The following is a 24,899-nucleotide window of genomic DNA, read 5'->3' on the forward strand; positions in this document are numbered from 1 at the left end:
CCGCACGCACCACCGAGGGGGAACGAACGTACGAGCCGCGGCTTGCGCAGCGACGTCCGCTGTCCCATAGTCCGAGGTATGGACGCGCGCGAGGCCGCGCTCCGGCGGGCGCACGAGCATGCCGTCCGGTGGCTCGCGAGCCTGTCCGACCGGCGGGTTCCCGCACGCGCATCGGTCGACGAGATCGTGCGCGCGCTCGGTACCGAACTGCCCGACGCCCCCAGCGCTCCGGCCGACGTCGTCGACCTGCTGGCCACCGCCTGCGAACCGGGGCTGACCGCGTTCCCGAGCGGGCGCTTCTACGGTTTCGTGGTCGGCGGCACGGAGCCCGCCGCGCTGGCAGCGGACTGGCTCGTCAGCGCCTGGGACCAGAACTCCGTGATGCGGGCCGCCTCGCCCGCGTACGCGGCGGCGGAAGAGGTCGCCGGCCCGTGGCTGCTCGATCTGCTCGGCCTGCCCGACGAGAGCGCCGTCGGCTTCACCACCGGCGCCACGATGGCGAACTTCACCTGCCTCGCCGCCGCACGCGACGAGTTGCTGCGCCGCGCCGGCTGGAACCTCGCCCGTGACGGGCTCGCCGGCGGTCCCCCGGTCCGCGCGGTCGCCGGCACGGACCGCCACATGGCCGTCGACCTGGCACTGCGCTACCTGGGGCTCGGCGCCCCCGTCCTGGTGGAGGCGGACGATCAGGGGCGCATGGAGCCGGACGCGCTGCGGGGCGCCCTGGCGGCGGGCGGGCAGGGCCCGACCATCGTGGTCCTGCAGGCCGGGGACATCCACTCCGGCGCCTTCGACCCCTTCACCGAGACCGTCCGCGCCGCCCGCGCGGCGGACGCGTGGGTCCACGTCGACGGGGCCTTCGGACTGTGGGCGGCCGCCTCACCGCGGCACGCGCACCTGACCGCGGGCTGCGCGGACGCCGATTCCTGGGCGACGGACGCGCACAAGACCCTGAACGTCCCCTACGACTGCGGCCTCGCCGTCGTGCGCGACCCCTCCGCGCTCCGGGCCGCGATGGGACAGCGCGGCGACTACCTCATCCAGCACGAGCACGGGGACCCCGTCGACAAGGTCCCCGAGCTCTCCCGGCGCGGGAGGGCCTTCACGGTGTGGGCGGCCCTGCGGTCCCTGGGCCGCTCGGGCGTCGCCGAACTCGTCGACCGGCTGTGCCGGCACGCGTGCGCGTTCGCCGACGGCATCGCCGCGATCGACGGTGCCCGGGTGCTCAACGAGGTGGTGTTCACGCAGGTGTGCGCCGAGTTCGGCGACGACGGACGCACCGAACGGGTACTCACCCGGCTGCTCGACGACGGTACGACGTGGATCAGCGGCTCCACCTGGCACGGCCGGCGCGTCATGCGGATCTCGGTCAGCAACTGGTCGACGACCGAGGACGACGTGACGCGCGCGCTGGACTCGATCCGGCGGGCCGCGGCGGAGTTCTGACCGGAGGCTGCTGCCGCCCCCGGACCAGGGGCGTCAGTGGACGACGCTGAAGCTCCGCCAGGGGCGGGTCCTGGGGGCCGTCACGTTCGAGAGGGTCGTCGCCACGTAGATCTCGTTGTTGGGCTCGTCGGACTGCTTGCAGTCGTAGTTCTGGTAGAGGATCACGTCCACGAGGGTGTTGTTCTCCACATGGGTGGCCCCGTCCGGGATGGCGATCCGGTGGCAGCCGGTGACCAGGGTGTTGTTGTAGTTGATCTCGACCGGGGAGTCGTGGCCCCGGAAGCTGAGCTGGCCGACGGTGGTCCGACCCAGACCGGAGCAAGCGGTGGCGCTGAGCAGCAGCGCTGCGGCCCCCGCGATGATGCCGATGCGTCGCCTGTGGGACATGGTGCGGTCCTCGTCTGTGCGGTGGTGTCGGTCCTTGCCCACAGCGTGGCCCGGTGTGGCCCGGGTGGCTTGCTGTGCTCGGCCGACCGGATGAACGCGGGTACGGGACGGCGCCGACCGGCCGGTCCCGTACCGGGTGCGAGCCGCATCGTGGAGGGGCACCCGAGTGCGGCGGCCGGGGAGCGCCGCCGGTCGCCCGGAGTGAGGATGAAAGTGATGAACGCGATGATGCGCAGCCGCGGACCGCACCGGGCGAGCGGCCGGCAGGAGCTGCGCCGTGATCCGGGGCCGCCGAGCGGCGGGGCCGGGTCCGCCCGGAGGGAGCGGGTGCGGGATGCATGAGGAGATGCCGCTGGAGGACCTGATCAGCAACGCCGCCCAGGACGCCGGCGGGTGGCTGGGCGCCCTGCCGGTGGCCCTCATGGCCACCGGCGGCGACGGGACGGTCGTGCGCTGGAACCAGGGCGCGCAGGAGCTGCTGGGCTACGACCCGCCCCAGGTGCTCGGACGGCACATCGCGGACCTCCTCCACCCCGGCGCCGACCGCAGCCTGGGCCGTTCCCTGTGGGAGACGGCGGCGAGCGGCCGGGGGGTGATGGGCACGGTCACCGCCTGGCACCGCGACGGTCACCCGCTGGAGCTGGAGATCTGGGCCTGCCCCGTACCCGACCGCCGCCACGGCACTTCGGCCGTGCTGGTGTTCGCCGCGGACGCGCACGCGGCCCGCCGGATCCGGGGGGCCTCCGCGGTGTGGGACGGCCTGTTCGCCCGCTCGCCCGTCGGGATCGCCGTCCTGGACACACAGCTGCGCTTCCTGCAGGTCAACGCCGCGCTCGAGGCGATGAACGGTCTGACGGAGTCCGCCCACGTGGGCCACCGGCTGGCCGAGGTGCTGCCGGAGGTGAACGCCGGCGAGATGGAAGCGGCCATGCGCCAGGTGTTGGAGACCGGCGAACCGGTCCTCAACCGCCGGCGCAGCGGCCGCACCCCCGCCGACCCGGACCACGACCACGTGTGGGCGTGCTCGTACGTACGGGTGGAAGATCCCGGCGGCCGGCCGATCGGCGTGATCGCCTCCCTGCTCGACATCACCACGCAGCAGCGCGACCACACCGAGGCCGAGGCCGGGCGCCGCCGGCTGGCCCTGCTCACCGAGGCCAGTTCCCGGATCGGCGCCAGCCTCGACCTGGAGCGCACCGCGCAGGAGCTGGCCGACCTCGCCGTCCCGCACCTCGCCAGTGCCGTCACCGTCGACGTGCTGGATTCGCTCGCACAGGGCAACGAGCCGGGCATGGGGCTGACCGGGGGCGTCGCGCTGCGGCGTCTGGGCAAGGCCCCGCTGACGGGGACCGCGGTGACCCGGATCCTGGCTCCGCTGGGCCGGACGCTCACCTTCCCCGCCGCCGCCCCGTACACCCAGGCCCTCGCGGCCCGCCAGCCCTTCCTCGTGGCGCATCTCGACGCCGTGGCCGTGGTGTCGGCCGCCCGGCACACCCCCAAGCCCGCGCAGCTGGTCGAGACGGGCGTGCACTCGTTCATGATGGTCCCGCTGATCGCGCGGGGCCTGGTCCTCGGTGTGGCCTCCTTCTACCGCACCCGGCCCTTCGAGCCCTTCGGGTCCGACGACGTCACCCTCGCCGGCGAACTCGCCGCCCGGACCGCCATCAGCATCGACAACGCCCGCCTGTACCACCACGAGCACGAGACCGCCGTGGTGCTGCAGCGCAGCATGCTGCCGCAGCACATCACGCCGCCGCCGGGCATCGAGATCGCCCACCGCTACCTGCCGGCCAGTGACGTCAACGAGGTCGGCGGGGACTGGTACGACGTCGTCCCCCTCGCCGGGGGCAGGGCGGGCCTGCTCATGGGGGACGTGATGGGGCACGGCATCGCGGCCGCCGCCGTGATGGGGCGCCTGTCGGCGACCGTACGCGCCCTCGCGCGCCTCGACATGCCGCCGACGGCGCTGCTGCACCAGCTGGAGGCGACCCTCGCCGATCTGGCCGAGCCGATGCTCGCGACGTTCCTGTACGTGGTCTGCGACCCGGCCACCGGCCACTGCACGATCACCCGGGCCGGCCACCCTCCGCCGGCCGTGGCCGAGCCCGACGGGACGGTCTACCTGGTCAAGACGCCGCCCGGGGCGCCGCTGGGCGTCGGCGGGGTCACCTTCACCACCACCGACATCACGCTCCCCAGGGGCAGCCTGCTCGTTCTGTACACGGACGGCCTGATCGAGGCGCGCAACCGTGACATCGACGAGCGCCTGAGCGAGCTCACGGGCCTGCTCACCGAACCCCTCCAGCCGCTCGACCACCTGTGCGACTCGCTGATCGCCCACCTCGTTCCGGCGTCCGCAGACGACGACATCGCCCTGCTGACGGCCCGCATCGGCTCGAACCACCCGGGCGGCCCCTGAGCCGGCCCCGCTGCGGGTCCCACCTCAGGGGCCGCAGGCCCTCAGGTACGGCGGTCGGAGGCGTCGAAGCGGGCCAGGGAGAGGGCTCCGGCGTGCAGGGAGTCCTCCAGGGCCCGCCGCACGGCCTCGTCCAGGCCGCCCAGCCCCAGGGCGACCTCCTCGGTGGCATCCCGTGCGATCTCGGCGGCCACCTCGCCGGGCGGGGTACGGGGTCCCAGCTTGCTGACGGCGGAGGCGGCGCGGGCCGGGGTGAGCAGGCCGGTTCCGTGGGCCAGGAGCCAGCCGGGGACGCCCGCGGCGCCTTCGGGGGGCGCCTGGTAGGGGCGTGTGCCGTCGAAGCGCTCGTCCTCGGCGAAGGCGGGCTGCTTGGACTTCGCCATGGACCGGGCGGGCCCCCGCGACTCCCCCGCGGGTTTGACGACCAGGCCCTCCGCCAGGTTGTCCGGCAGCGCCGGCAGGGCGAGCAGTCCGGGCAGCCGGGTCGGGAAGAGCACCGGCAGTTCCTGGAGCCGTGAGAGGGGCCCCTCGGCCAGCAGCGGCACGCAGAGCAGTCCTGCCGGGGCCGCCGCGGCGCGCAGGGTGCGGTCGCCGACCCAGAGCGTGCCGTCCTGGTCGGTGACGGTCGCGTCGAAGGGCAGCCAGATCAGGTCGGGGGCGTACCAGACGCCGGTCTGGACGGCCGCCGCGCCCGGCACGGCAGGTACGTCAGGGTGGGGGTAGCGGCCGCCGGCGAGTTCGCCGTAGAGGGTCACGGGCGCCGTGGGCGCGGCGCCGGTGGCCTCCCTGAGGTTCCGGGCGCAGCGGGTGGCGGCGACGGCCAGGGCGGGCCAGATCCGGCCGACGCCGAAGAAGTCGTCGAGTCCGCCGTCGCCGAGCAGCTCGCGCCGCTTGGCGGGGTGTGCGCCCGCCGCGTCGCACACGACGGCGAAGTTGGCTCCGTGGATCTTCTCGTGGGCCACCCAGGTCCGGCCGCGGGCCTCTCCCAGCCGGGTGTTCGCGGGGATCTTGGGGTAGGGGGACCAGTCGGTTTCACGGTGCACCGGGCGATGGTAGCGATCACGGACCGTGCCGGTCAGGTCGTTTTCGCCCTACCGAGGGGCGCGCAGGAGGGGCTCCTCGGCGCGGGCTCGTCAGAGGGGGTCGACGTCGAGGAAGGCCGTGAGGACGGCCTCGCCGCCGCCCGGGGTGCCCGGCAGGGCCAGTTCCGCCCAGATGACCTTGCCCTCGGGGGTGTAGCGGGTGCCCCAGTGCTCGCTGAGCTGCGCCACCAGGAACAGTCCGCGCCCTCCCTCGTCCGTGGTGGCGGCGTAGCGCAGGTGGGGCGCGGTGCTGCTGCCGTCCCACACCTCGCAGGTCAGGTTGTGGTCGCGCAGCAGCCGGACCCGTACGGGCTCGCTCCCGTGCCGCAGGGCGTTCGTGATCAGCTCGCTGAGGATCAGTTCCGCGGCGAAGCCCAGTTCGGTCAGGTCCCATTCCTCGAGCTTCTTGGCGGCGACGCTGCGCATGGCGCCCACGGCACTGGGCTCGAAGGCCACGTCCCACTGGGCGACCCGGTCGGGGCCGAGGGTCCGGGTACGGGCGATGAGCAGGGCCACGTCGTCGGTGGGGCGGGCGGGGAGCATCATGTCGAGCACGGCGCGGCAGCTGTCGTGGGGGTCCCGGTCGGGGTGGCTCAGTGCCGCCCGGAGCAGCTCCAGGCCCTCGCCGATGTCCCGGGTCCGCTCCTCCACCAGGCCGTCGGTGTAGAGGACCAGCTGGCTGCCTTCGGCCAGCTCCAGTTCCGCGGTCTCGAACGGCATGCCGCCCAGGCCCAGCGGGGGTCCGGCGGGCAGCTCGACGATCTGCGTGCTGCCGTCGGGGGCGACCAGGAGCGGGGGCAGATGGCCCGCCCGGGCCATCGTGCAGCGCTGGGACACCGGGTCGTAGACGGCGTACAGGCAGGTGGCGCCGAGGACACCGCCGTCCGCGTCCTCGGAGTCCGCGTTGTGGTCGTGGTCGATGCGCTGTACGAGGTCGTCGAGGCGGGCGAGGATCTCGTCGGGCGGCAGGTCGAGGGAGGAGAAGTTGTGCACGGCGGTGCGCAGCCGGCCCATGGTGGCCGCGGCGTGCAGGCCGTGGCCGACGACGTCCCCGACGACCAGGGCGACGCGGCTGCCGGGCAGCGGGATGACGTCGAACCAGTCGCCGCCGACCCCCGACTGGGCGGGCAGGTAGAAGTGCGCGACGTCCATGGCGCTCTGCTCGGGCAGGGCGCGCGGCAGCAGGCTGCGCTGGAGCGTCACGGCGAGGGCGTGCTCGCGGGTGTAGCGGCGGGCGTTGTCCATGCTGACGGCGGCGCGGGCGACGAGTTCCTCGGCGAGGGACAGCTCGTCCTCGTCGAAGGGCTCGTGCTTCTGCGACCGCCAGAAGTTGACCACGCCGAGGACGACGCCCCGGGCCATGAGCGGGGCCGCGATGAGCGAGTGGATGCCGTAGTCGACGATGGCGCGGGCGCGCGGCGGGTCCTGGGCCTGCCAGCCGGGCGCCTCGGACAGGTCGGGCACCAGTTCGGCCCGTCCGGTGCCGTAGCCGCGGGCCTGCGGGGTGGACGGCAGGAAGTCGATCAGCCGGCCGACGGGGTAGAGGGGGTGGTCGGAGCGGATGCCGCTGATCGCCGTACGCCGCATGTCGGCGCCCGGGGCGGGCTCGTCGCCGTCGATGACCTGGTCGGCGAGGTCGACGGTGACGAAGTCCGCGAAGCGGGGCACGGCCACGGCGGCGAGTTCCTCGGCCGTGCGGACCACGTCCAGGGTGGTGCCGATGTCCCCGCCCGCGTCGTACAGCAGTTTCAGGCGCCTGCGGGCCGTCTCGGCCCGGGTGGTCAGGATCTGCATCTCGGTCGAGTCGCGGATGGTGACCACCGCGCCCTCGGGCCGGCCGCGGGGGTGGGTGGGCCGCTGGTTGACGACGAGCAGGCGGTCGCCGGAGCCGATCACCTCGTCGGTGGCCTCGCGGCCGGAGAGCAGCAGGTCCGACATCCGGCGCTCCAGGCCGGGCACGTCCCCGATGGGGCGGCCCTCGGCGTCCTCGGGCAGGCCGAGCAGGCGTTTGGCCTCGTCGTTGGCCAGCACCAGCTGTCCGTCGCCGTCGGTGATCACGACGCCTTCGCGGACGGCGTGGAGCACCGCGTCGTGGTGCTCGTACATGCGGGTCATCTCCTGCGTGCCGAGCCCGTGGGTCTGGCGGCGCAGACGTCTGCTGATCAGCCAGGTGCCGACGGTCGCCAGGGCCAGGCCCGTGGCGATGGCCAGGAGGATGACCGGGAGCTGGCGGTCGAGGGCTCCGGTGACGTTCTCGACGGTCAGGCCGGCGGACACCAGGGCGACGACCTTGCCGTCGCGGTCCTTGACGGGGACCACCGCCTGGATCTCCTTGCCCAGGGGGCCCTCGACGCTCTCGGTGTGGACCTTGCCCTGCAGGGAGGGCTCGATGGTTCCGACGAATCGTTTCCCGATGCGGTCGGGCTGGGGATGGCTGTAGCGGATGCCGTTGGTGTCCATCACCACGATGAAGTCGACCCCGGCCGCCTTGCGCGTCTGCTCGGCGAGGGGCTGCAGGAGCAGGGAGGGGTCGGGCGTCTTGAGCGCGGGCTGGAGTCCCAGCTGGTGCGCGAAGGTCTCGGCGACGGCCACCGAGCGGTTGCGTGCCTCGCGGTCGATGTCGTGCCGCGACTGGAGCACCAGGGCCAGCAGGGCCCCGGCCGCGAGCAGGACCACGATCGCCACCTGGAGGACGAATACCTGGCCGGCGACGCTTCTGAATCGGTTGCCTAGAGGTGACCGCACCGACGTGCCCGGCACGGGTGGCGACGAGGAATGGTCACGCACCCAGTTGTAGCACTTCCGGGCCGCCATGGCTCCCGGCATGCACGAAGCGCGCCGGGAGTGTCACACCTCGTCCCGTGCCGTCGCTCAGGACGCACGGGGCGCGGCGGCGGCGCTGAGGTGCCCGGCGGAGGTGCCGGCGGGGGCGGGCGCGGCTTCGGCCGTCCGCGCGCCGGCGGGGGCCTCGGGGGCCGCCGGGGCTGTGGGGGACGCGGGCGTCGTCGGGGCCGGGGTCTTGGCTCCGGCGGGCGCCTCCGGGGTGCAGACGACCTCGTCGCGCGGGGTGTAGTGGGTCTGGAACTCCTCGTTGCGGACTTCCTTGCCGCCCTGGACGAAGACCCGGCCGACCGTCACGTCGAAGCCTTCGAGCGGGGTCTGGACCTCGCAGGTCGGTCCGTTCCCGGTGCGCTTCTCGGGCTGCGTGATGTTGGTGCGCGGCCCCTTGGTCGCGCGTATCTCGTCGTACTTCTTGGTGCCGAGGAGGGTGATGGTCAGCGAGGTGTCGGTGGACTCCGCCTGTACGTAGACGGCGTGCCCGGAGTCGTTGATCCAGCGCAGGTCGAGGGTGCCCCACGCGACGGTGGCCTCGCGGCCCTCGGGGTAGCGCTCGATGTAGAAGGAGTGGGCGCCGTGCTCGACGGGCTTGAGGCCCGCGAAGAAGACGGCGTTGTACATGGTCGTGGCGACCGCGGAGACGCCGCCGCCCGGCGACTTCACGTACTGGCCGTCATTGATCATGATGCCGTCGACGAAGCCGTTCTCCTTGGTGCGCTCACCGACCGTGCGGTTGAAGCTCCACTCCTTGCCCGGCTGGACGAGCGAGCCGTTGATGAGCTCCACGGCGCGGCCTATGTTCGTGCTGCGGTACGGGGCGGCCGGGAACTCCACGGTGAAGGAGGAGAGCTTCTCCTTGATGCCGATCCGTCGCGCCTCCTCGCTGCTGAGCTCCGGCTGGACGGCCACGGTGGCGACCTCGCCGCTGCGGGCGGCGCCCGTACGGGTCAGGAGCGGCAGCACGGCCTTGCCGAGCGCCTCCTCGGTGACCTTCCGGCCGGCGCGGCTCTGCTGGGCCATGACCACGGTGCCGTCGGGGCCCACGCGGGGTTCGGCGTCGAGCGGCGGACGGCTGACCTCCTCGATGGGGCGGGCCACGGCCGGTTCGGCGAGCAGCCCCTTGGAGTCGAGGGCGGGGACGAGGCGGCCCTGGGCGTCGGCCCGCATCTTGAGGTGCTCGCCGAGCACGGCGGGGGTGATCGACATGCGCTGCCCGGCGACGGTGAGCGCGACGGGGCCGGACATGGCGGGCTGGGCGAACTGCTTCAGGGCACGTCCGGTCTCCTCGGGCCCGACGGCCGGCTCGGTGCGCTCCACCGGCAGCACGACGGGGGCGGCGTCCGTCCGCAGGTAGGCCTCGCGCAGGGTGTCGAGGGCCCGGTCCTGTACGAGGGTGACGCCGGTCAGGGGGGTGACGGCCTTCGCCGCGCCCTTCTCGAAGGCGATGGCGCCGTCGCGGGGTGCGCGGGCGGTGGTGTCGGCGATGCGGCCGACCGCGGCGCGGCCCTTCTGCTCGTCCGCGCGGATCACGGGTTCGAGGTCGCGCCGGCCGGAGGCGAAGAGGCCGCCGATGACGGTGACGGGGTCGTAGCCCTTGCGTACGGCGCGGTCGACGGTCGCGGCGGTGTCGAGGGAGAGTCCCAGGGCGGCGGGATCGGCCTTCTCGACGCGGTCGCCGATCTTCATGGCGACGGGCGCGGCGGCGGTGGGGCCGAGCTCCCGGTCCAGCGTCCGGCGGGCCTGGGCGGCGGTCATGCCGCCGATGTCCACACCGTGCACGCGCGTGCCCTGGTCGACGTCGCCGCCGGCCGCGAGTCCGGTGACGTAGAGGCCGCCCAGCCCGAGGACGACGGCTCCGCCCGCCACCATCGGCAGGGCCGTTCGCCGGTTGCCCGTCCAGCTGCGCACGCGTCCCATGTCACTCCCAGTGGCGCCGACCGTCACAGGGCGGCGCGGGCCGCTCACGCGGCACATAGACGACAGATACCGCGAACCATGATTGCCCCAAAAGGGGCAATTGAGGGGCGAATGTAACGGTTCTCACGATCGCGACACGGCGCCCGTACGCCCCCGCGCGGACCGGGCCCGGCACGTCCGCCGGCCGCCGCTCGGGCATCAACTCGGCCTTCCACCAGGCTCGTTGCCCCGCACGGATCATCGGGATAGGTTCCCGGAAGGAGTTTCCGATTCGAGCGGGGCGGGCGACGTGCCGGAGCTGACGGGGAGCGGGGCCGAGCCGCTGGAGGCGGACGATCCGCGCCGGATCGGGCCGATCCCGCTCGCGGGCCGGCTCGGGGCCGGCGGCATGGGGCGGGTGTACCTGGGCGTCCGGGAGGGCCGGTACGTCGCCGTCAAGCAGCTGCTGGCCTCCGTCGTCGGCGAGGACGAGGACTTCCTGCGCCGCTTCGGGCACGAGCTGGACAACCTCGCCCGGCTGCCCGCCGGCGCCACCGCGCCGCTGCTCGCCGGGGACCGCACGGCGCGGCCGCCGTGGTTCGCCACCGCGTACGTCCCCGGGATCACCCTGCGGGAAGCCCTCACGCTGCACGGCGGACCGCTGCCCGCGGACGCGCTGTGGCTGCTGCTGCGGGAGGCGGCGGCGAGCCTGGCTTCGGTACACGCGCTGGACATGGTGCACCGCGACCTCAAGCCCTCGAACGTCATGCTGACCCTGGACGGGCTGACGCTCATCGACTTCGGTGTCGCCCGGGCCGCCGAGCAGAGCCGGCTGACCCTGACCGGCATGGTCGTGGGCACGCCCGCCTACATGGCACCCGAGCAGGCCTCCGGGAAACGGCGGCTGAGCGGTGCCACGGACGTGTTCGCACTGGGTTCGGTCCTCGCGTACGCGGCGTGCGGCCGGCCGCCCTTCGGGGACGAGTCGGGGCACGGCGTGCTGTACCGCATCGTCCACGAAGAGCCCGATCTGGAGCCGCTGCGGGAACGGGAACCGGAGCTCGCCGAGCTCGTCGGGGCCTGCCTCGCCAAGGATCCGGACGACCGCCCCACGGCGGCGGAGCTCCTCGCACGCGCGTCCCGGCAGGGGCCGTTCACGCAGCCGCTGTGGCCGCCGGTGATCGACGGGCGCCTCACCGAGCGGGCCGCCTTCGCCGCGGACGTGCAGGACCTCGACGTACCCACGCTCCCGCTCGCCGGCGAGAAGCCGCGACCGGCGCGGGCGGCGGAGCCCGCGGCTCCCGGGTCCGGCGCCGCCCCCGCGGCCGGGTCCCGCCCGGACGGACCCGAGCGGCCCGGGCGTCGGCGCCGTACCCGCGTCCTCCTCGCCGTCCTGCCCGTCGTCGTCGTCTCGGGCGGTACGACGCTGGCCCTCCAGTACGTACCGCACGTGTCCGCACCGCGGGCCGGGGCGCAGAACACCCCGTCGGCTCCCGTGACGGCCCCGGCGGACGCGGTGGCGGCGGGCGGCAGCCCGTCCGTTGCGGCCCCGCAGCCGTCGGCCGGGGACCCGGGGCAGGCACAGGGCGCGACGGGTGGACCCCCGGTCACGGCGGCCGGCGGCACGGGAAGCGGCACCGGAGCCGGCCCGGGTGCGGCGGCCGGCGGGGGCGGCCTGCCCGGCTCGGGCGGCTCCGCGGGCCCGGCGAACGCGGGCGGCAGCGGCGGCGGATCCCGTCCGTCCGCCGGGGGCACCTCCGCGGCGCCCACCACGGCCCCCGCGCAGCCGGCCCCGCTCCCCGACACCGGGACCCACCGCTACCGCAACGGCAACAACGGCACGTGCATCACCCAGGTCTTCGGGGCCTCGGACTCCGGCGACTGCGGGGACGGGACCGCCCGCTGGACCGTGCGGAGCCGGTCGGACGGGAGCTTCAAGCTGGTCAACCAGCAGAGCGGCAGCTGCCTGTACTCCAACGGGCTCGGCCAGGCCGTCTTCGTCGGCGACTGCGCCCAGGACATCGGCCGGGTGTGGCGCACGGGGCCGGGCGGCAGCCTGCGCAGCGACCTCGGCGGCGGCTGCCTCGACCTCGGCATGAGCAGCGGCCTCGTGACCAGGGCGTGCGGCGGTGAGGCGTCCCAGCGCTGGACCAAACAGAGCTAGGGGTGTCCCTCCCGGATCTTGCCGACGCGCCTGTGATGACCGGTGCTTCCTCAAGATCGGCGGGATGGCAGACTGGCCGGCCATGCGGCGAACCGAAAAGACGGACACCATCGTGCGACGGCGACGAGGGCGCGGAGCCCTGGCGTCCCTGGCCGTGGCGGCCGTGATGACGGCGACGGCCACGGCCTGCGGGGCCCCCTTTCAGGACCTCGGCCCGCTGCCCCCGCGCTTCTCGGGCCCTCCGCTTCCCGCGGACGCGGTGGTGTCGGAGCTGACCTCCGTACTGGCGGCCGAGGGCATCACGGTCGCCAGGCAGCCCTCGGAGGTCCTGGGCCGGTGCACCGAACGGCTGACGGGCCGGCACGCGCCCGCGACGGTGGACTCCGCCCTCAGGGCGGCCGTCGGGCGGGCCCGTTCCGAGCACGGCTGGCAGGCCGGTCCCGACCTCGGCAACGGAACGCTGACCCTGACGAAGGGCAACTGGACCGCCCTGACGGCCGTCCCGTCCCCGGAGCCCGCGCAGGGCATCGAGTCCTTGGTGATCGTGTCCCTGACCTGTGTGGACGGAGGAGGCTCCACCGCGGCCACGACGCCCGCTCCCGCCCCGACGCCCTCCTGAACCCCCGTGCCCGGGCGCCTGACGGAGCGCGACCGCCGCTCCGTGGCAGGCGCCCGGGCCGCGGCTCAGAAGGCCCGCAGGAGGTACTTGGTGCGGAAGCCGCCGCTGGTCGAGCAGTCGAGGGTCTGCTGGGTGCTCGTGTAGGTGAAGCCCGAGGGAACCGTGCACGCCCACAGGCCGGTCTTCGGGGTGCGCAGGAGGTACTTGGTGCGGAATCCCCCGCCGGTCGAGCAGTCGAGGGTCTGCTGGGTGGAGGAGTAGGTGAACCCGTCGCCCACGGTGCAGGCCCACAGCCCGTCGGCGGGAGGCTGGACGAAGTAGTAGGTCCGGAAGCCGCTGTCCCCGCAGTTGAGGGTCTGCTGGGTGGAGGTGAAGGTGTAGCCCGGCGGGACGGTACAGGCCCAGAAGCCGGCGGCCGCGCCCGCCGCGTCCCGGGCCCCGGGAGCGGGTGAGGCGGACGCGGTGGCGGGGACGAGGGCGGTGGCCAGCATGACGGCCGCACCACCGCCGGCGAGCAGCAGCGTACGCAGTTTCGATCGGATCACGGGATGCACTCCTGGCTCGTTGGTCACGGAACGGAACCGTGCGGCGGGAGGCGCCGGGATCTGCTCCTGCCCCGGGCCCCCGCGGGGCGCGCGCTGGAATGCTGGCAGCCGCATAGGCCCCGGGCAAGGGCCGCCCTGCCTCTCCCCACCCACTTCCGGCCGCCTCGGACACGGCCCTGACCTGCGTGATCGTCGAGCAGCGGTGGACCGGTGCGGCCGCAACCCGTCCGGAAACTACACGGGCAGGGGCGGCAGGGACGCCTCGTACAGCCAGGCCGAGTACAGGTCGTCCAGCGGATCGGCCGCGTAGCGGGCGGCGTGGGCGGTGAAGGCGGCGGTGCTCACGACGCCGTGGCGGTGCACGGTGGTCCAGTCGCGCAGCATCCGGAAGAAGGCCTCCTCCCCCAGGGCGCGCCGGACCGCGTGCACGGCGAGGCCGCCGCGCTGGTAGAGACGGTCGTCGAACATCAGTTTCCGGCCGGGGTCGACCAGGCGCAGGTCCTGCGGCCGCGAGGTCAGCGCCCGGTGCGCGGCCACCGCCTGCTCGTGCGCGGTACGGCCGCCGGAGCGCTCCGACCACAGCCACTCGGCGTACTTCGCGAAGCCCTCGTTGAGCCAGATGTGGCGCCAGTCGGCGATGGTCACGCTGTTGCCGAACCACTGGTGGGAGAGCTCGTGGGCGATGAGGCGCTCCGACCCGCGGACGCCGTCGACGTGGTTGGCCCCGAAGAGGGAGAGCCCCTGGGCCTCCACCGGAACGTCCAGTTCCTCGTCGGCGACGACCACCGCGTACTCGCCGAAGGGGTAGGGGCCGAAGAGCTCCTCGAACAGCTGCATCATGGCGGGCTGCCGGGCGAAGTCCCGGGCGAAGCGCGACAGCAGGTGGGCGGGCACGTGGGCGCTCTGGGTGACGCCGCCGAGCCCGGGGTCGCCCAGGAGCACCGTCTGGTACATGCCGATGGACAGGCCGACCAGGTAGCTGGAGGTCGGCGCGGGCTGCTCGTACACCCAGGTGGTGGTGCTGGCCCTGGTGGTACGGGTGAGCAGCCGGCCGCCGGCCACGACGGTGTAGGCGGACGGCGTGTTGACGGAGATCTGGTACGAGGCCTTGTCGGCGGGGCGGTCGTTGCACGGATACCAGGAGGGGGCGCCGACCGGCTGGCTGGCCACGAGCGCGCCGTCGGTCAGTTCCTCCCAGCCGAGGCCGCCCCAGGGGCTGCGCACCGGCTTGGGGTTGCCCGACCAGTGCACGTCGACGGTGAAGGCGGCTCCGGCGGGCAGCGGCTTGGCCGGCCGGATGCGCAGCCTGCCGCCGCGGTGGGTGTATTGCGGGGCCCGCCCGTTGACCAGGACGCGGCCTATCTTGAAATCGGCCAGGTTCAGGTGGAACTCGGTCAGCGGTGCCCGTCCGGCGATGGCGCTGAGGCGGCCGGTTCCGGCCAGCCGGTTGGGGCCGGGACGGTAGTCCAGGGTGATCTCGTACCGGTGCACGCGGTAACGGGAGTCGCCGTTGGCCGGAAAGTACGGATCCGATACCGCTGAGGTCTGGCCGCTCACTGCCGCTTCCGCTCCCTGCGCCGTGCTCGTACGACGTGCTGGTGTGCCCTGCCGTGCCTGCTGCCCCTTCCCTACCGGCCGGCGCCACCGCCCCTCAGGACCGCCACGCCTCGATCGGGTTGCCCAGCCAGCGGGTGTCGGCGGGGACGGACTCCCCGGCCATCACGAGGGAGGCGGGGCCCAGGGTGCTGCGCGCCCCGACCGTGCTGCCGGGCAGGACGATTCCGCCCGGGCCCAGGGTGGCGCCCTCACGGAGGATCACAGTATCCGTCCTCAAGATCCGGTCGTGGAAGAGGTGTGTCTGCAACACACAGCCGCGGTTCACGCTGACGCCGTCGCCCAGTGTGACCAGGTCGGTCTCGGGCAGCCAGTAGCTCTCGCACCACACGCCGCGGCCGATGCGGGCGCCGAGCCCGCGCAGCCACAAGGACATCAGCGGGGTCCCGGGCACCGGTCCGGCCGGCCAGGGCACGGCCAGGACCTCGACGAAGGTGTCGGCGAGTTCGTTGCGCCAGACGAAGCCGCTCCACAACGGGTGCTCGCCGGGCCGGTGACGGCCCACCAGGAGCCACTTCGCGGTGACCGCCAGGCAGCAGGCGGCCGCTCCGGCGGCCAGCAGGACGGCCCCGGACAGCAGCGCGGCGCCCCAGAGGCCCGGGCCGCTCGCGGTCAGGGCGCACAGGGCGGCCGCGGTCAGCACGGCCAGGGCCGCCGAGCAGAACACGGGGACGAGGCGGCACAGCTCGACGAGGCCGCGCGCCCACAGCAGGTGCGCGGGCGGGTCGTAGGTCCGGCTCCGGTCGGCGGCGGCCGCGGACCGGGGCAGCTTGACCGGGGGCAGGCCCAGGTACGAGCTGCCCTTCTTGGCCTTCTTCGGGGCGGCGGACAGGACGCCGACCAGGCCGTCGTCGGGCACGGTGCGGCCGGGAGCGGCCATGCCGGAGTTGCCGAGGAAGGCCCGGCGGCCGATCGCGGAGTGCCCGATCCGCACCCAGCCGCCGCCCAGCTCGAAGGGGGCGGTGAGGGTGTCGTCGGCGAGGAAGGCGCCTTCGCCCACGGTGGTGAGGCTGGGCAGCGCCAGCACGGTGGACACCTCGGCGCCGCGGCCGATCTTCATGCCGAGCAGGCGCAGCCAGACCGGGGTGATCAGCCCGGCGTAGAGCGGGAAGAGGGTCTCCCTGGCCAGGTCCATCAGCTGGGTGACCGTCCAGGCCTGCCAGCCGATGCGGCTGTGCGTGGGGTGGTTGCCGACGCGCAGGCCGAGGCTGAGCAGGCGTACGCCGACCAGCAGGAGGAGCGCGTAGGCGAGGCCGAAGGCGAGGGCTGCGGGCACCACGGCCACCAGGGCTCCGCGCAGGGCCTCGGCGAGCCCGGCGCCGGCGGGGACGAACCGGCCGAGCACGAGCAGGGCGGGCACGGCGGCCAGGACGGGCAGCGCCGTGAGGCAGAAGCCGGTGGTCCCGTACATGGCCCGCCAGTGGACGGCACGCGGCGGACGCTCGGCGGGCCAGTTGCGTTTGGCCTTGCCGAGCTTGACGGCGGGCGCGCCGGCCCAGCGCTGGCCGGTCGGGACGGTCCCGACGACGGCCGAGCCGGGGGCGACCTCGGCGCGCTTGCCGATGCGGGCGCCGGGGAAGAGCATGCTGCGGGTGCCGACCACCGCTCCCGCGCCGACCCGGACGGGGCCGATCTCGAGCTGGTCCCCGTCCAGCCAGTGCCCGGAGAGGTCGACCTCGGACTCGACGGCGCAGCCGCGGCCGAGCTTGAGCATGCCGGTGACGGGGGGCAGTGCGTGCAGGTCGACCTCGGGGCCGACCTTGGCTCCGAGGGCGCGGGCGTAGCGTTCGAGCCAGGAGCCGGTCAGGGAGGTCGCACCCGCGTATTCGGCCAGTCGTTCGGCGGTCCAGAGCCTGAGGTGCACGCTGCCGCCCCGCGGGTGCCGTCCGGCCTTCACGCCGCGCAGCAGCAGGCGTGCGCCGCCGGCGGCGACGGCGAGGCGGCCCGGGGGGCTGAAGAGCAGGACGGCGCCGGCGGCGACGAGCCACCAGGAGGCGGTCGGCGCCCAGGGGTAGGGCCCGAACCACCGCAGTGCGTTGCCCAGCGCCAGCAGTGCGACCGTCCAGCGCAGGCCGAGCACGGTGAGCAGCGGGATCAGCAGGAGCGACTGGAGGACCTGGGAGCGCAGCGGCACCGGTGCGACGGAGCGGACCGCGCTCTCGTCGGCCACGGTCTTCTCCAGGCGGCGGGCCAGCTTGCGCAGGGTGGGCTGCTGGTAGATGTCGAGCACGGCCGCGCTCGGGTAGCGGGTGCGCAGCCGGGTGGTGAGCTGGGCGGCTGCGAGGCTGTTGCCACCGATCGCGAAGAAGTCGTCGCCGGCGCCGGTGACGGCCGCTCCGAGCGTCTCGCGCCACTGCTCGGCGAGCCAGGCCTCGGTGCCGTGGAGCTCTTCGGCGGGGCCGGCGCTCTCCAGGTCGGGCAGCGGCCACGGCAGCGCGTCGCGGTCCACCTTTCCGGAGGTTCGGGTGGGCAGTTCGGTGACGGGCGCGAGGAGGGGTACGAGGGCCGCGGGCAGCTCGGCGCGCAGCCGTTCGACGGCCGCCGCCCGGTCCCAGCCGTCCTGGGTGACGAGGTAGCCGACGAGCAGCTGGTTGCCGCTGCGGGCGGTGCGGACGGCGGCCGCGGCGCCGGCCACGTGCGGCAGGGCCTGGAGGGCGGCGTCGACCTCGCCGAGTTCGATGCGGCGGCCGCCGAGTTTGATCTGCTCGTCGGCGCGGCCGAGGAAGACGAGTCCTTCCGGTTCCGCGCGGACGAGGTCGCCGCTGCGGTAGGCGCGCTGCCAGCCCAGGGACGGGAGGGGGGCGTACTTCTCGGCGTCCTTGTCGGGGTCGAGGTAGCGGGCCAGGCCGACGCCGCCGATGACGAGTTCGCCGCTGCCGCCCAGGGGCACCGGGTCTCCGGACCCGTCGACGACGGCGAGTTCCCAGCCGTTGAGCGGGAGGCCGATGCGGATGGGTTCCGCGCCGGTCAGGAGCGCGGCGCAGGCGACGACGGTGGCCTCGGTGGGGCCGTAGGTGTTCCAGACCTCGCGGCCCTCGGTGACCAGGCGCTGGGCCAGTTCGGGCGGGCAGGCCTCGCCGCCGAAGATGAGGAGCCGGACCTCGCCGAGGGCCTCGGGCTCCCAGAGGGCGGCCAGGGTCGGCACGGTGGAGACCACGGTGATCTCCTGTTCCACCAGCCAGGGGCCGAGGTCGGCGCCGCTGCGGACCTGGCTGCGCGGGACGGGTACGAGGCAGGCGCCGTAGCGCCAGGCCAGCCACATCTCCTCGCAGGAGGCGTCGAAGGCGACGGAGAGTCCGGCCATGACCCGGTCGCCGGGGCCGATCGGTTCCTCGGCGAGGAAGAGCGCGGCTTCGGCGTCGACGAAGGCGGCGGCGCTGCGGTGGGTGACGGCCACGCCCTTGGGTCTGCCGGTGGAGCCGGAGGTGAAGATGATCCAGGCGTCGTGCTCGGGGCCGGGGCGCGCGGAGCGGTCGCCGGTCGTGACGGGACCGGTGGGGCCGGCGAGGCCGCTGGTGTGGGCGGTCCCGATGATGTCGATGCGGCGCCCGGCGCCCACGACCGCCCGTACGCCGGCCTCGCCGAAGACCAGGTCGGCCCGTTCGTCGGGGTCCTCGGCGTCGACGGGCACGTAGGCGGCGCCGGCGGCGAGGACCGCGAGGATCGCCACGTACAGCTCGTTGGTGCCGGACGGGACGCGTACGCCGACCCGGTCCCCGGCCCCGACTCCGGCGGCGGCCAGCGCGCGGCGGGCGCGGTCGACCCGGGCGGCCAGGGCCCGGTAGCTGAGCCGGGTGGCGCCGTCGTCGAGGGCGGGTTCGTCGGGGTACGCCCGTACGGATGATTCGAAGATGTCGACGAGGGTGCGGGGCGGGGCGGCGGGGCCGGCGCGGAAGCGTGCGGACTTGCCGGGTTCCTCGTGCGGTCCCGTACCTCCGTCCGTGGCCCCGAACGGGCCGCGGTCGTCGAGGAGAGCGAGTTCAGTGCGTTCGGGTGTGGCTGGCATCGGCCCTCGCGTGTCGTTCCGGCAATTGGTCCGGTTCATCGGCGGAGACCTGATTCACCCTGTTTGTTCCGGTCTGTCGCCGAACAACCCACCAGCCTAGTGCGCGGTCAAGGTTTTTCTCGTTGAAGCTTCGGGTGTGGCCGGTTAGCGATGGTCGGCGGGCCGCTCGGGACCGCGCCCGTCACTTCTCGACCGTGTAGCGGACCCGTGCCCACAGGGGCAGGCCGAACCAGCACAGGAGGTACCAGGCCATCACTCCGGCCACCAGCCACGGCACGACGGCGTCGTGGGTGGCCACCCGCAGGACGAGGAAGAGCGCCGACGTGCACGTGGCCAGCAGCAGGACGAGACCGACGAAGGTCAGGCGGGAGGCCCAGGCGACGGCCTCGGGCTTGATCCGGCGGCCCGAGACGACGCGGTGGAAGGCCACGGGGCCGATGAGCGCCCCCGTGGCCAGGGCGCCGAGGACGATGGTGACGATGTAGATCGTCCTGTCGGTCCGGGGCAGCTCGTGGAAGAGCGGGGTGAAGACGACGATCAGGAGGAAACCGAAGAGGATCTGCACGCCCGTCTGGGCGACGCGTATCTCCTGGATGAGCTCCTGCCACTGCCGGTCCGCGCGCTCCTTCTCGCTCTCGGCCCGTCCTCCCTCACGTGCGCGCTCACGCCGTTCTCCGTCACGCTCGCCGGTGTCGTCGGACATGCCGTCTCCCTGGGTTCGTGCGCGGCGCCGCGCCCCTCCCCGTGCGGCGCCTACCCGCAGCGCCCCCGCCCACTCGTCCCCGCCGCCGGAGGGGCCGGAGGGGCCGGAAGGGTCAGGGCGCCGCGATCGGGTATAAGAACCGACGGGAAACCCACGACGGCCCCGCTGCGCCCGGCGCAGCACCCCGACCCGTCGGAGGACACTCATGACCCCCCTGCCCCGCGCCACCGCGGCCCCCGCTCCTACGGCGTCCGCGCCGGACCCCATCGAGATTCCCGAGCACCCCCTCGCCGTCAGCACGGACGACGCCCGGAGCCTCTCCGTCGCGCTCTTCCACCGTCTGCGCTCCCTGCCCGAGGGCACCCCGGAGTACTCCTACGTCCGCAACACGCTGGTGGAGCTGAACCTGAGCCTGGTGAAGTACGCGGCCCGGCGCTTCCGCAACCGCAGCGAACCCTTCGAGGACATCGTCCAGGTCGGCACGATCGGCCTGATCAAGGCCATCAACCGGTACGACGTCGGGCGCGGGGTCGAGTTCGCCACCTTCGCGGTCCCGACCATCACGGGCGAGATGAAGCGCTTCTTCCGGGACACCAGCTGGTCCGTGAAGGTCCCGCGGCGCCTGCAGGAGCTGCGCCTGGACATGGCGAAGTGCTGCGACGCGATGGAGCAGGACCTGGGCCGCCGGCCGACCGACCACGAACTCGCGGAGCACCTCGGCGTCAGTGACGACACCCTGGCGGAGGGCCGCCAGGCCGCCAACTGCTACGTCGCCGAGTCCCTCAGCACCTCCGTCGGCCAGGAGTCCGACGGCGGCGCCCTGCCGCGTTCACTGGGCTCGGAGGAGGAGGCGTACGAGCGCATCGAGGACCTGGAGACGCTCAAGCCCCTCCTGGGCGCCCTCGGCGAGCGCGACCGGCTGGTCCTGCAGCTGCGGTTCGGCGAGGAACTCACCCAGTCGCAGATCGGCGAGCGCCTCGGCATCTCGCAGATGCACGTGTCCCGGCTGCTGAGCCGGATCATGGCCAGGCTGCGCGCCGGGATGCTGGAAGACCCCCCGGAGGAGCCGGGCGGGGGTCATGGCGAGGGCGCCGTCGGGGCAACGGCGGCGCAGGAGGGCGACGGCGCGGCCTGAGGGCAGCCGGTCACCACGCGACGGGCTGCGGTCCCCGGGCGTCCGGGGACCGCAGCGGCGAGTCGATTTCCGCCCACACGCACTTGCCGTCCACGAGGGGCACGGTGCCCCAGCGACGGGCGATCCGCTCCACAATGAGCAGCCCGTACCCACCGGGCCGGGCCGGATCCGGGCGGGTCCGGGGGGCGGGCGCGACGGGGTTGCCGTCGGTGACCTCGACGCGCAGCAGCTCGTCGGTGCACTCCAGCAGCAGGGTGCGGGGCCCGCCCGCGTGCAGGCAGGCGTTGGCGACGACCTCGGACACCAGCAGCAGGACGTCCTCGGAGTCGTCGCGGGCGCCCGGCATCCACTTCCAGTCGACGAGGGCGTCGCGGGTGAAGTCACGGCAGCGGGTGACGACGTCCGTCATGCCCGTCAGCAGGAGGCTCCGCCGCCGGCCGGGGGACCGTGGCTGCATGGCGCGCTCCTCCCTCACGCGCGGCGCGGCTCGGCCAGCGCGTGCGCCACGTCGGGGTGTACGGCGAAGATCCCGTCCGCACCGGTGATGCGGAACATGCGGGCGACGGGCGGGCGCAGCCCCGCCAGCTCGATGCTGCCGCCCTCCTCCCGGAGCGAGAGCCGGCTGTGCAGCAGCACGTTCAGCCCCGTGGAGTCGCAGAACCGGACCCCGGAGAAGTCCACGAGCAGCCTGCGCGCGCCGTCGTCGACGGCCGCGGTGAGGGCGGCGCGCAGGGGTTCCGCCGTGTCGTGGTCGAGCTCTCCGGTGAGCGTGAAGACCAGCACGTCGCCCTCGGACCGCACGTCCACGGCGAATCTGTCACCGTCCGCCGGCGGGGCCATAGGAGCCACCTCTTCCCACGTACGCAGGTTCGTGCAGTGCCATCGTCCTGCCGGCCCCCGCTCGACGCGACCGGCCGGTTCTGCACGGCACCTACCCGGGTGCGCGGACATCAATCGAGGGGGGCGGGCGCTCCGGCCCGGGCGCAGGCCGGACACAGGCCCCGGTAGGTGATCTCGACGTCGGAGACCCGGAATCCGAAGCGCTCCGCCGCCGGCAGCACCGCCAGCGGGTCGCCGTCCGGGTGGACGTCGCGGATGAGCCCGCAGCCGGAGCACACCAGGTGCTGGTGCGGGTGGTGCGCGTTGGGGTCGTAGCGCTTGGCCCGGCCGTCGGTGCTGACCTCGGCGACCTCGCCGAGGGCGACGAGCTCGCCCAGGGCGTTGTAGACGGTGGCCCGGGAGATCTCCGGCAGCCGCCGGGCGGCGCGGGCGTGCACCTCGTCGGCCGTCAGGTGCACGTGGTCGCCGTCGAGGACCTCGGCGACGACCCGCCGCTGGGACGTGAGCCGCCAGCCGCGCCCCCGCAGCCGTTCCAGCAGGTCACTCATCTCGGCTCCCCCCATCAGGGTCGGCGCGCGCCGACGGTTCCCCGACCGGCTCGTGTCATCCGATCGGATATGGGCTTGGTACTCATCTTGACTTGGACTGTGTCCATCGTAGGATCGGTTCCGTTGATAACCAAGAGGCAGGAAGACTCCCGAGCGGCGGGAGTACGGGACGGTGACCGCTCGGCGTCGAGTCGACCGACGAGGCCCGGTCCCGTGCGCAGGGTCCCCGTGTCCCGCCTGTTCGACCGCATTCGGTCCTGAGCACCGCGATCCCCCTGGTACGGAAGGATTCCCATGTCCGAGAACCACGATGCAATCGTCACGGACGACAAGGCGCAGGGCGGGGGCGGCTGTCCCGTCGCGCACGGGCGCGCCGCGCACCCCACCCAGGGCGGTGGAAACCGCCAGTGGTGGCCCGAACGCCTGAACCTGAAGATCCTGGCCAAGAACCCGGCGGTGGCGAACCCGCTGGGCGAGGAGTTCGACTACGCCGCGGCGTTCCTGAGCCTGGACCTGCCCGCGGTGAAGCAGGACATCGCGGAGGTCCTGACGACCTCGCAGGACTGGTGGCCCGCCGACTTCGGCCACTACGGCCCGTTCATGATCCGGATGGCCTGGCACAGCGCGGGCACCTACCGCATCAGTGACGGCCGCGGCGGCGCCGGAGCCGGCCAGCAGCGTTTCGCGCCCCTCAACAGCTGGCCGGACAACGGCAACCTCGACAAGGCCCGGCGCCTGCTGTGGCCGGTCAAGAAGAAGTACGGCCAGAGCCTTTCGTGGGCCGACCTCATGATCCTCACCGGCAACGTGGCGCTGGAGCAGATGGGCTTCGAGACCTTCGGCTTCGGCGGCGGCCGCGCCGACGTCTGGGAGCCGGACGAGGACGTGTACTGGGGTCCCGAGACCACCTGGCTCGACGACCGGCGCTACACGGGCGACCGCGAGCTGGAGAACCCGCTCGGCGCCGTGCAGATGGGTCTGATCTACGTCAACCCTGAGGGCCCGAACGGCAACCCGGACCCGATCGCCGCGGCCCGCGACATCCGCGAGACGTTCCGCCGGATGGCGATGAACGACGAGGAGACGGTGGCCCTGATCGCCGGCGGCCACACCTTCGGCAAGACCCACGGCGCGGGCCCGGCCGAGAGCGTCGGAGCCGACCCCGAGGCCGCCCCGATCGAGGCGCAGGGCCTGGGCTGGGCCAGCTCCTTCGGCACCGGCAAGGGCGGGGACGCGATCACCAGCGGTCTGGAGGGGATCTGGACCAACACCCCGATCACCTGGGACAACAGCTTCTTCGAGATCCTCTTCGGCTACGAGTGGGAGCAGTTCAAGAGCCCGGCCGGCGCCCACCAGTGGCGGCCCAAGGACGGCGGCGGCGCGGGCACCGTGCCCGACGCCCACGACCCGTCGAAGACGCACGCCCCGACGATGCTGACGACCGACCTGTCGCTGCGCTTCGACCCGGCCTACGAGCAGATCTCGCGCCGGTTCCTCCAGGACCCGGCCGCGTTCGCGGACGCCTTCGCGCGCGCCTGGTACAAGCTGACCCACCGCGACATGGGCCCCGTCGTGCGCTACCTCGGCCCCGAGGTGCCGTCCGAGGAGCTGCTGTGGCAGGACCCGCTGCCCGCGCTGGACCACGAGCTCGTCGACGCCGCCGATGTCGCCGCCCTCAAGGAGCAGGTCCTCGCCTCCGAACTGTCGGTGTCGCAGCTGGTGTCCGCCGCGTGGGCGTCGGCCTCCTCCTTCCGCGGCAGCGACAAGCGCGGCGGTGCCAACGGTGCCCGCGTCCGCCTGCAGCCGCAGAGCGGCTGGGAGGTCAACGAGCCGGACCGGCTGGCGGGTGTGCTGCGCGTCCTGACGGGCATCCAGGAGGCCTTCAACACCGCCCAGGACGGCGGCAAGCGGATCTCGCTGGCCGACCTGATCGTGCTGGCGGGCGCCGCCGCGGTCGAACAGGGCGCCAAGGACGCCGGGTTCGACCTCGCGGTGCCCTTCACGCCGGGCCGTGTGGACGCCTCGCAGGAGCAGACCGACGTGGAGTCGTTCGCCGCGCTGGAGCCCGCCGCCGACGGTTTCCGCAACTACCTCGGCAAGGGCAACCGGCTCCCGGCCGAGTACCTGCTGCTGGACCGGGCCAACCTGCTGAACCTGAGCGCGCCCGAGCTGACGGTCCTCGTCGGCGGACTGCGCGTGCTGGGTGCCAACCACCAGCAGTCGCGGCACGGCGTGCTGACCACGACCCCCGGTTCGCTGACCAACGACTTCTTCGTCAACCTCCTCGACCTGGGGACGGCGTGGACGGCGACGTCGCAGGACGCGAACACCTTCGAGGGCCGTGACACCGCCACCGGCGAGGTCAAGTGGACGGGCACCCGTGCCGACCTGGTCTTCGGCTCCAACTCGGAGCTGCGGGCGCTCGCGGAGGTCTACGCGAGCGACGACGCGAAGGAGAAGTTCGCGAAGGACTTCGTCGCCGCGTGGGACAAGGTCATGAACCTCGACCGGTTCGACCTCTCCTGATCACCGATCACTGATCAGTGAGTCCGGGCCGGGGGGGCCCCCGGGGGGGCGGGCCGCGCCCGCCCGCGTTAGGAAGGCACCGCCCCAGCCACCCGCCGAACCCGGGCCACCGCCCCCGGCCCCCCGGCGGGGGC

The 24,899-nt window shown here is 73.7% G+C and carries 17 protein-coding genes; 6 read left to right on the forward strand and 11 right to left on the reverse strand.

What is annotated here, in order from left to right; all coding sequences use genetic code 11:
* Positions 1 to 78: 78 nt before the first annotated feature.
* The gene (locus AB0O53_RS36385; RefSeq protein WP_350997458.1) at positions 79 to 1,446 is read left to right on the forward strand and encodes a pyridoxal phosphate-dependent decarboxylase family protein; all 1,368 of its coding nucleotides are present in this window, start codon (positions 79 to 81) and stop codon (positions 1,444 to 1,446) included.
* Between the two features lie 33 nt (positions 1,447 to 1,479).
* Here AB0O53_RS36385 and AB0O53_RS36390 read toward each other — a convergent pair whose 3' ends face one another.
* On the reverse strand, positions 1,480 to 1,833 hold the full coding sequence (locus tag AB0O53_RS36390; RefSeq protein ID WP_350997461.1) for a hypothetical protein: 354 nt from the start codon (positions 1,831 to 1,833) through the stop codon (positions 1,480 to 1,482).
* 334 nt (positions 1,834 to 2,167) lie between these two features.
* Between AB0O53_RS36390 and AB0O53_RS36395 the strand changes: the two genes are divergently transcribed.
* Positions 2,168 to 4,252, forward strand: a complete 2,085-nt coding sequence (locus AB0O53_RS36395) for a SpoIIE family protein phosphatase (protein WP_350997464.1) — start codon at positions 2,168 to 2,170, stop codon at positions 4,250 to 4,252.
* Between the two features lie 41 nt (positions 4,253 to 4,293).
* Here AB0O53_RS36395 and AB0O53_RS36400 read toward each other — a convergent pair whose 3' ends face one another.
* The 3 genes from AB0O53_RS36400 to AB0O53_RS36410 all read right to left on the reverse strand — a co-directional run bounded on the left by AB0O53_RS36400 (position 4,294) and on the right by AB0O53_RS36410 (position 10,086).
* The gene (locus AB0O53_RS36400; protein ID WP_365201371.1) at positions 4,294 to 5,292 is read right to left on the reverse strand and encodes an RNA ligase family protein; all 999 of its coding nucleotides are present in this window, start codon (positions 5,290 to 5,292) and stop codon (positions 4,294 to 4,296) included.
* A gap of 90 nt (positions 5,293 to 5,382) precedes the next feature.
* Positions 5,383 to 8,016 carry a SpoIIE family protein phosphatase gene (locus tag AB0O53_RS36405; RefSeq protein ID WP_350997470.1) on the reverse strand — a complete coding sequence of 878 codons (2,634 nt, stop codon included), beginning with the start codon at positions 8,014 to 8,016 and terminating at the stop codon, positions 5,383 to 5,385.
* 186 nt (positions 8,017 to 8,202) lie between these two features.
* Entirely contained in the window at positions 8,203 to 10,086 is a 1,884-nt protein-coding gene (locus AB0O53_RS36410; protein ID WP_365201374.1) for a VanW family protein, read from the reverse strand.
* A 289-nt stretch (positions 10,087 to 10,375) separates the two neighbouring features.
* Between AB0O53_RS36410 and AB0O53_RS36415 the strand changes: the two genes are divergently transcribed.
* The gene (locus AB0O53_RS36415; RefSeq protein ID WP_365201377.1) at positions 10,376 to 12,229 is read left to right on the forward strand and encodes a serine/threonine-protein kinase; all 1,854 of its coding nucleotides are present in this window, start codon (positions 10,376 to 10,378) and stop codon (positions 12,227 to 12,229) included.
* 82 nt (positions 12,230 to 12,311) lie between these two features.
* Positions 12,312 to 12,848 (forward strand): hypothetical protein, encoded by a 537-nt coding sequence (locus tag AB0O53_RS36420; protein ID WP_365201380.1) that lies wholly within the window; start codon positions 12,312 to 12,314, stop codon positions 12,846 to 12,848.
* Between the two features lie 65 nt (positions 12,849 to 12,913).
* On the opposite strand, the gene AB0O53_RS36425 is transcribed toward AB0O53_RS36420, so the two are convergent.
* The 4 genes from AB0O53_RS36425 to AB0O53_RS36440 form a co-directional block, all read right to left on the reverse strand.
* Positions 12,914 to 13,393, reverse strand: coding sequence for a hypothetical protein (locus tag AB0O53_RS36425; protein ID WP_350997481.1), 480 nt, complete (start codon positions 13,391 to 13,393; stop codon positions 12,914 to 12,916).
* A gap of 234 nt (positions 13,394 to 13,627) precedes the next feature.
* Positions 13,628 to 14,950 (reverse strand): M1 family metallopeptidase, encoded by a 1,323-nt coding sequence (locus tag AB0O53_RS36430; protein ID WP_365201383.1) that lies wholly within the window; start codon positions 14,948 to 14,950, stop codon positions 13,628 to 13,630.
* Between the two features lie 94 nt (positions 14,951 to 15,044).
* Positions 15,045 to 19,013, reverse strand: a complete 3,969-nt coding sequence (locus tag AB0O53_RS36435; RefSeq protein ID WP_365201386.1) for a Pls/PosA family non-ribosomal peptide synthetase — start codon at positions 19,011 to 19,013, stop codon at positions 15,045 to 15,047.
* 181 nt (positions 19,014 to 19,194) lie between these two features.
* Entirely contained in the window at positions 19,195 to 19,716 is a 522-nt protein-coding gene (locus tag AB0O53_RS36440) for a DUF6328 family protein (RefSeq protein WP_365201389.1), read from the reverse strand.
* A 205-nt stretch (positions 19,717 to 19,921) separates the two neighbouring features.
* On the opposite strand from AB0O53_RS36440, the gene AB0O53_RS36445 reads away from it, so the two are divergent.
* Positions 19,922 to 20,851, forward strand: a complete 930-nt coding sequence (locus AB0O53_RS36445; RefSeq protein ID WP_350997493.1) for a SigB/SigF/SigG family RNA polymerase sigma factor — start codon at positions 19,922 to 19,924, stop codon at positions 20,849 to 20,851.
* Between the two features lie 10 nt (positions 20,852 to 20,861).
* On the opposite strand, the gene AB0O53_RS36450 is transcribed toward AB0O53_RS36445, so the two are convergent.
* From AB0O53_RS36450 to AB0O53_RS36460, 3 genes are all read right to left on the reverse strand, one after another.
* Complete coding sequence (locus AB0O53_RS36450; RefSeq protein WP_350997496.1) at positions 20,862 to 21,308, reverse strand: ATP-binding protein; 447 nt, start codon at positions 21,306 to 21,308, stop codon at positions 20,862 to 20,864.
* Positions 21,309 to 21,322: 14 nt separating this feature from the next.
* Positions 21,323 to 21,691, reverse strand: coding sequence for an STAS domain-containing protein (locus tag AB0O53_RS36455; RefSeq protein WP_350997499.1), 369 nt, complete (start codon positions 21,689 to 21,691; stop codon positions 21,323 to 21,325).
* 110 nt (positions 21,692 to 21,801) lie between these two features.
* Positions 21,802 to 22,239 (reverse strand): Fur family transcriptional regulator, encoded by a 438-nt coding sequence (locus AB0O53_RS36460; protein ID WP_350997502.1) that lies wholly within the window; start codon positions 22,237 to 22,239, stop codon positions 21,802 to 21,804.
* 294 nt (positions 22,240 to 22,533) lie between these two features.
* Here AB0O53_RS36460 and katG point away from each other — a divergent pair, with 294 nt between their 5' ends.
* Positions 22,534 to 24,765, forward strand: a complete 2,232-nt coding sequence (gene katG, locus AB0O53_RS36465; RefSeq protein WP_365201394.1) for a catalase/peroxidase HPI — start codon at positions 22,534 to 22,536, stop codon at positions 24,763 to 24,765.
* Positions 24,766 to 24,899: the final 134 nt, after the last annotated feature.

Origin of the sequence: Streptomyces erythrochromogenes (assembly GCF_040684695.1) — a bacterium.
In the GTDB taxonomy this organism is placed as follows: domain Bacteria; phylum Actinomycetota; class Actinomycetes; order Streptomycetales; family Streptomycetaceae; genus Streptomyces; species Streptomyces erythrochromogenes_C.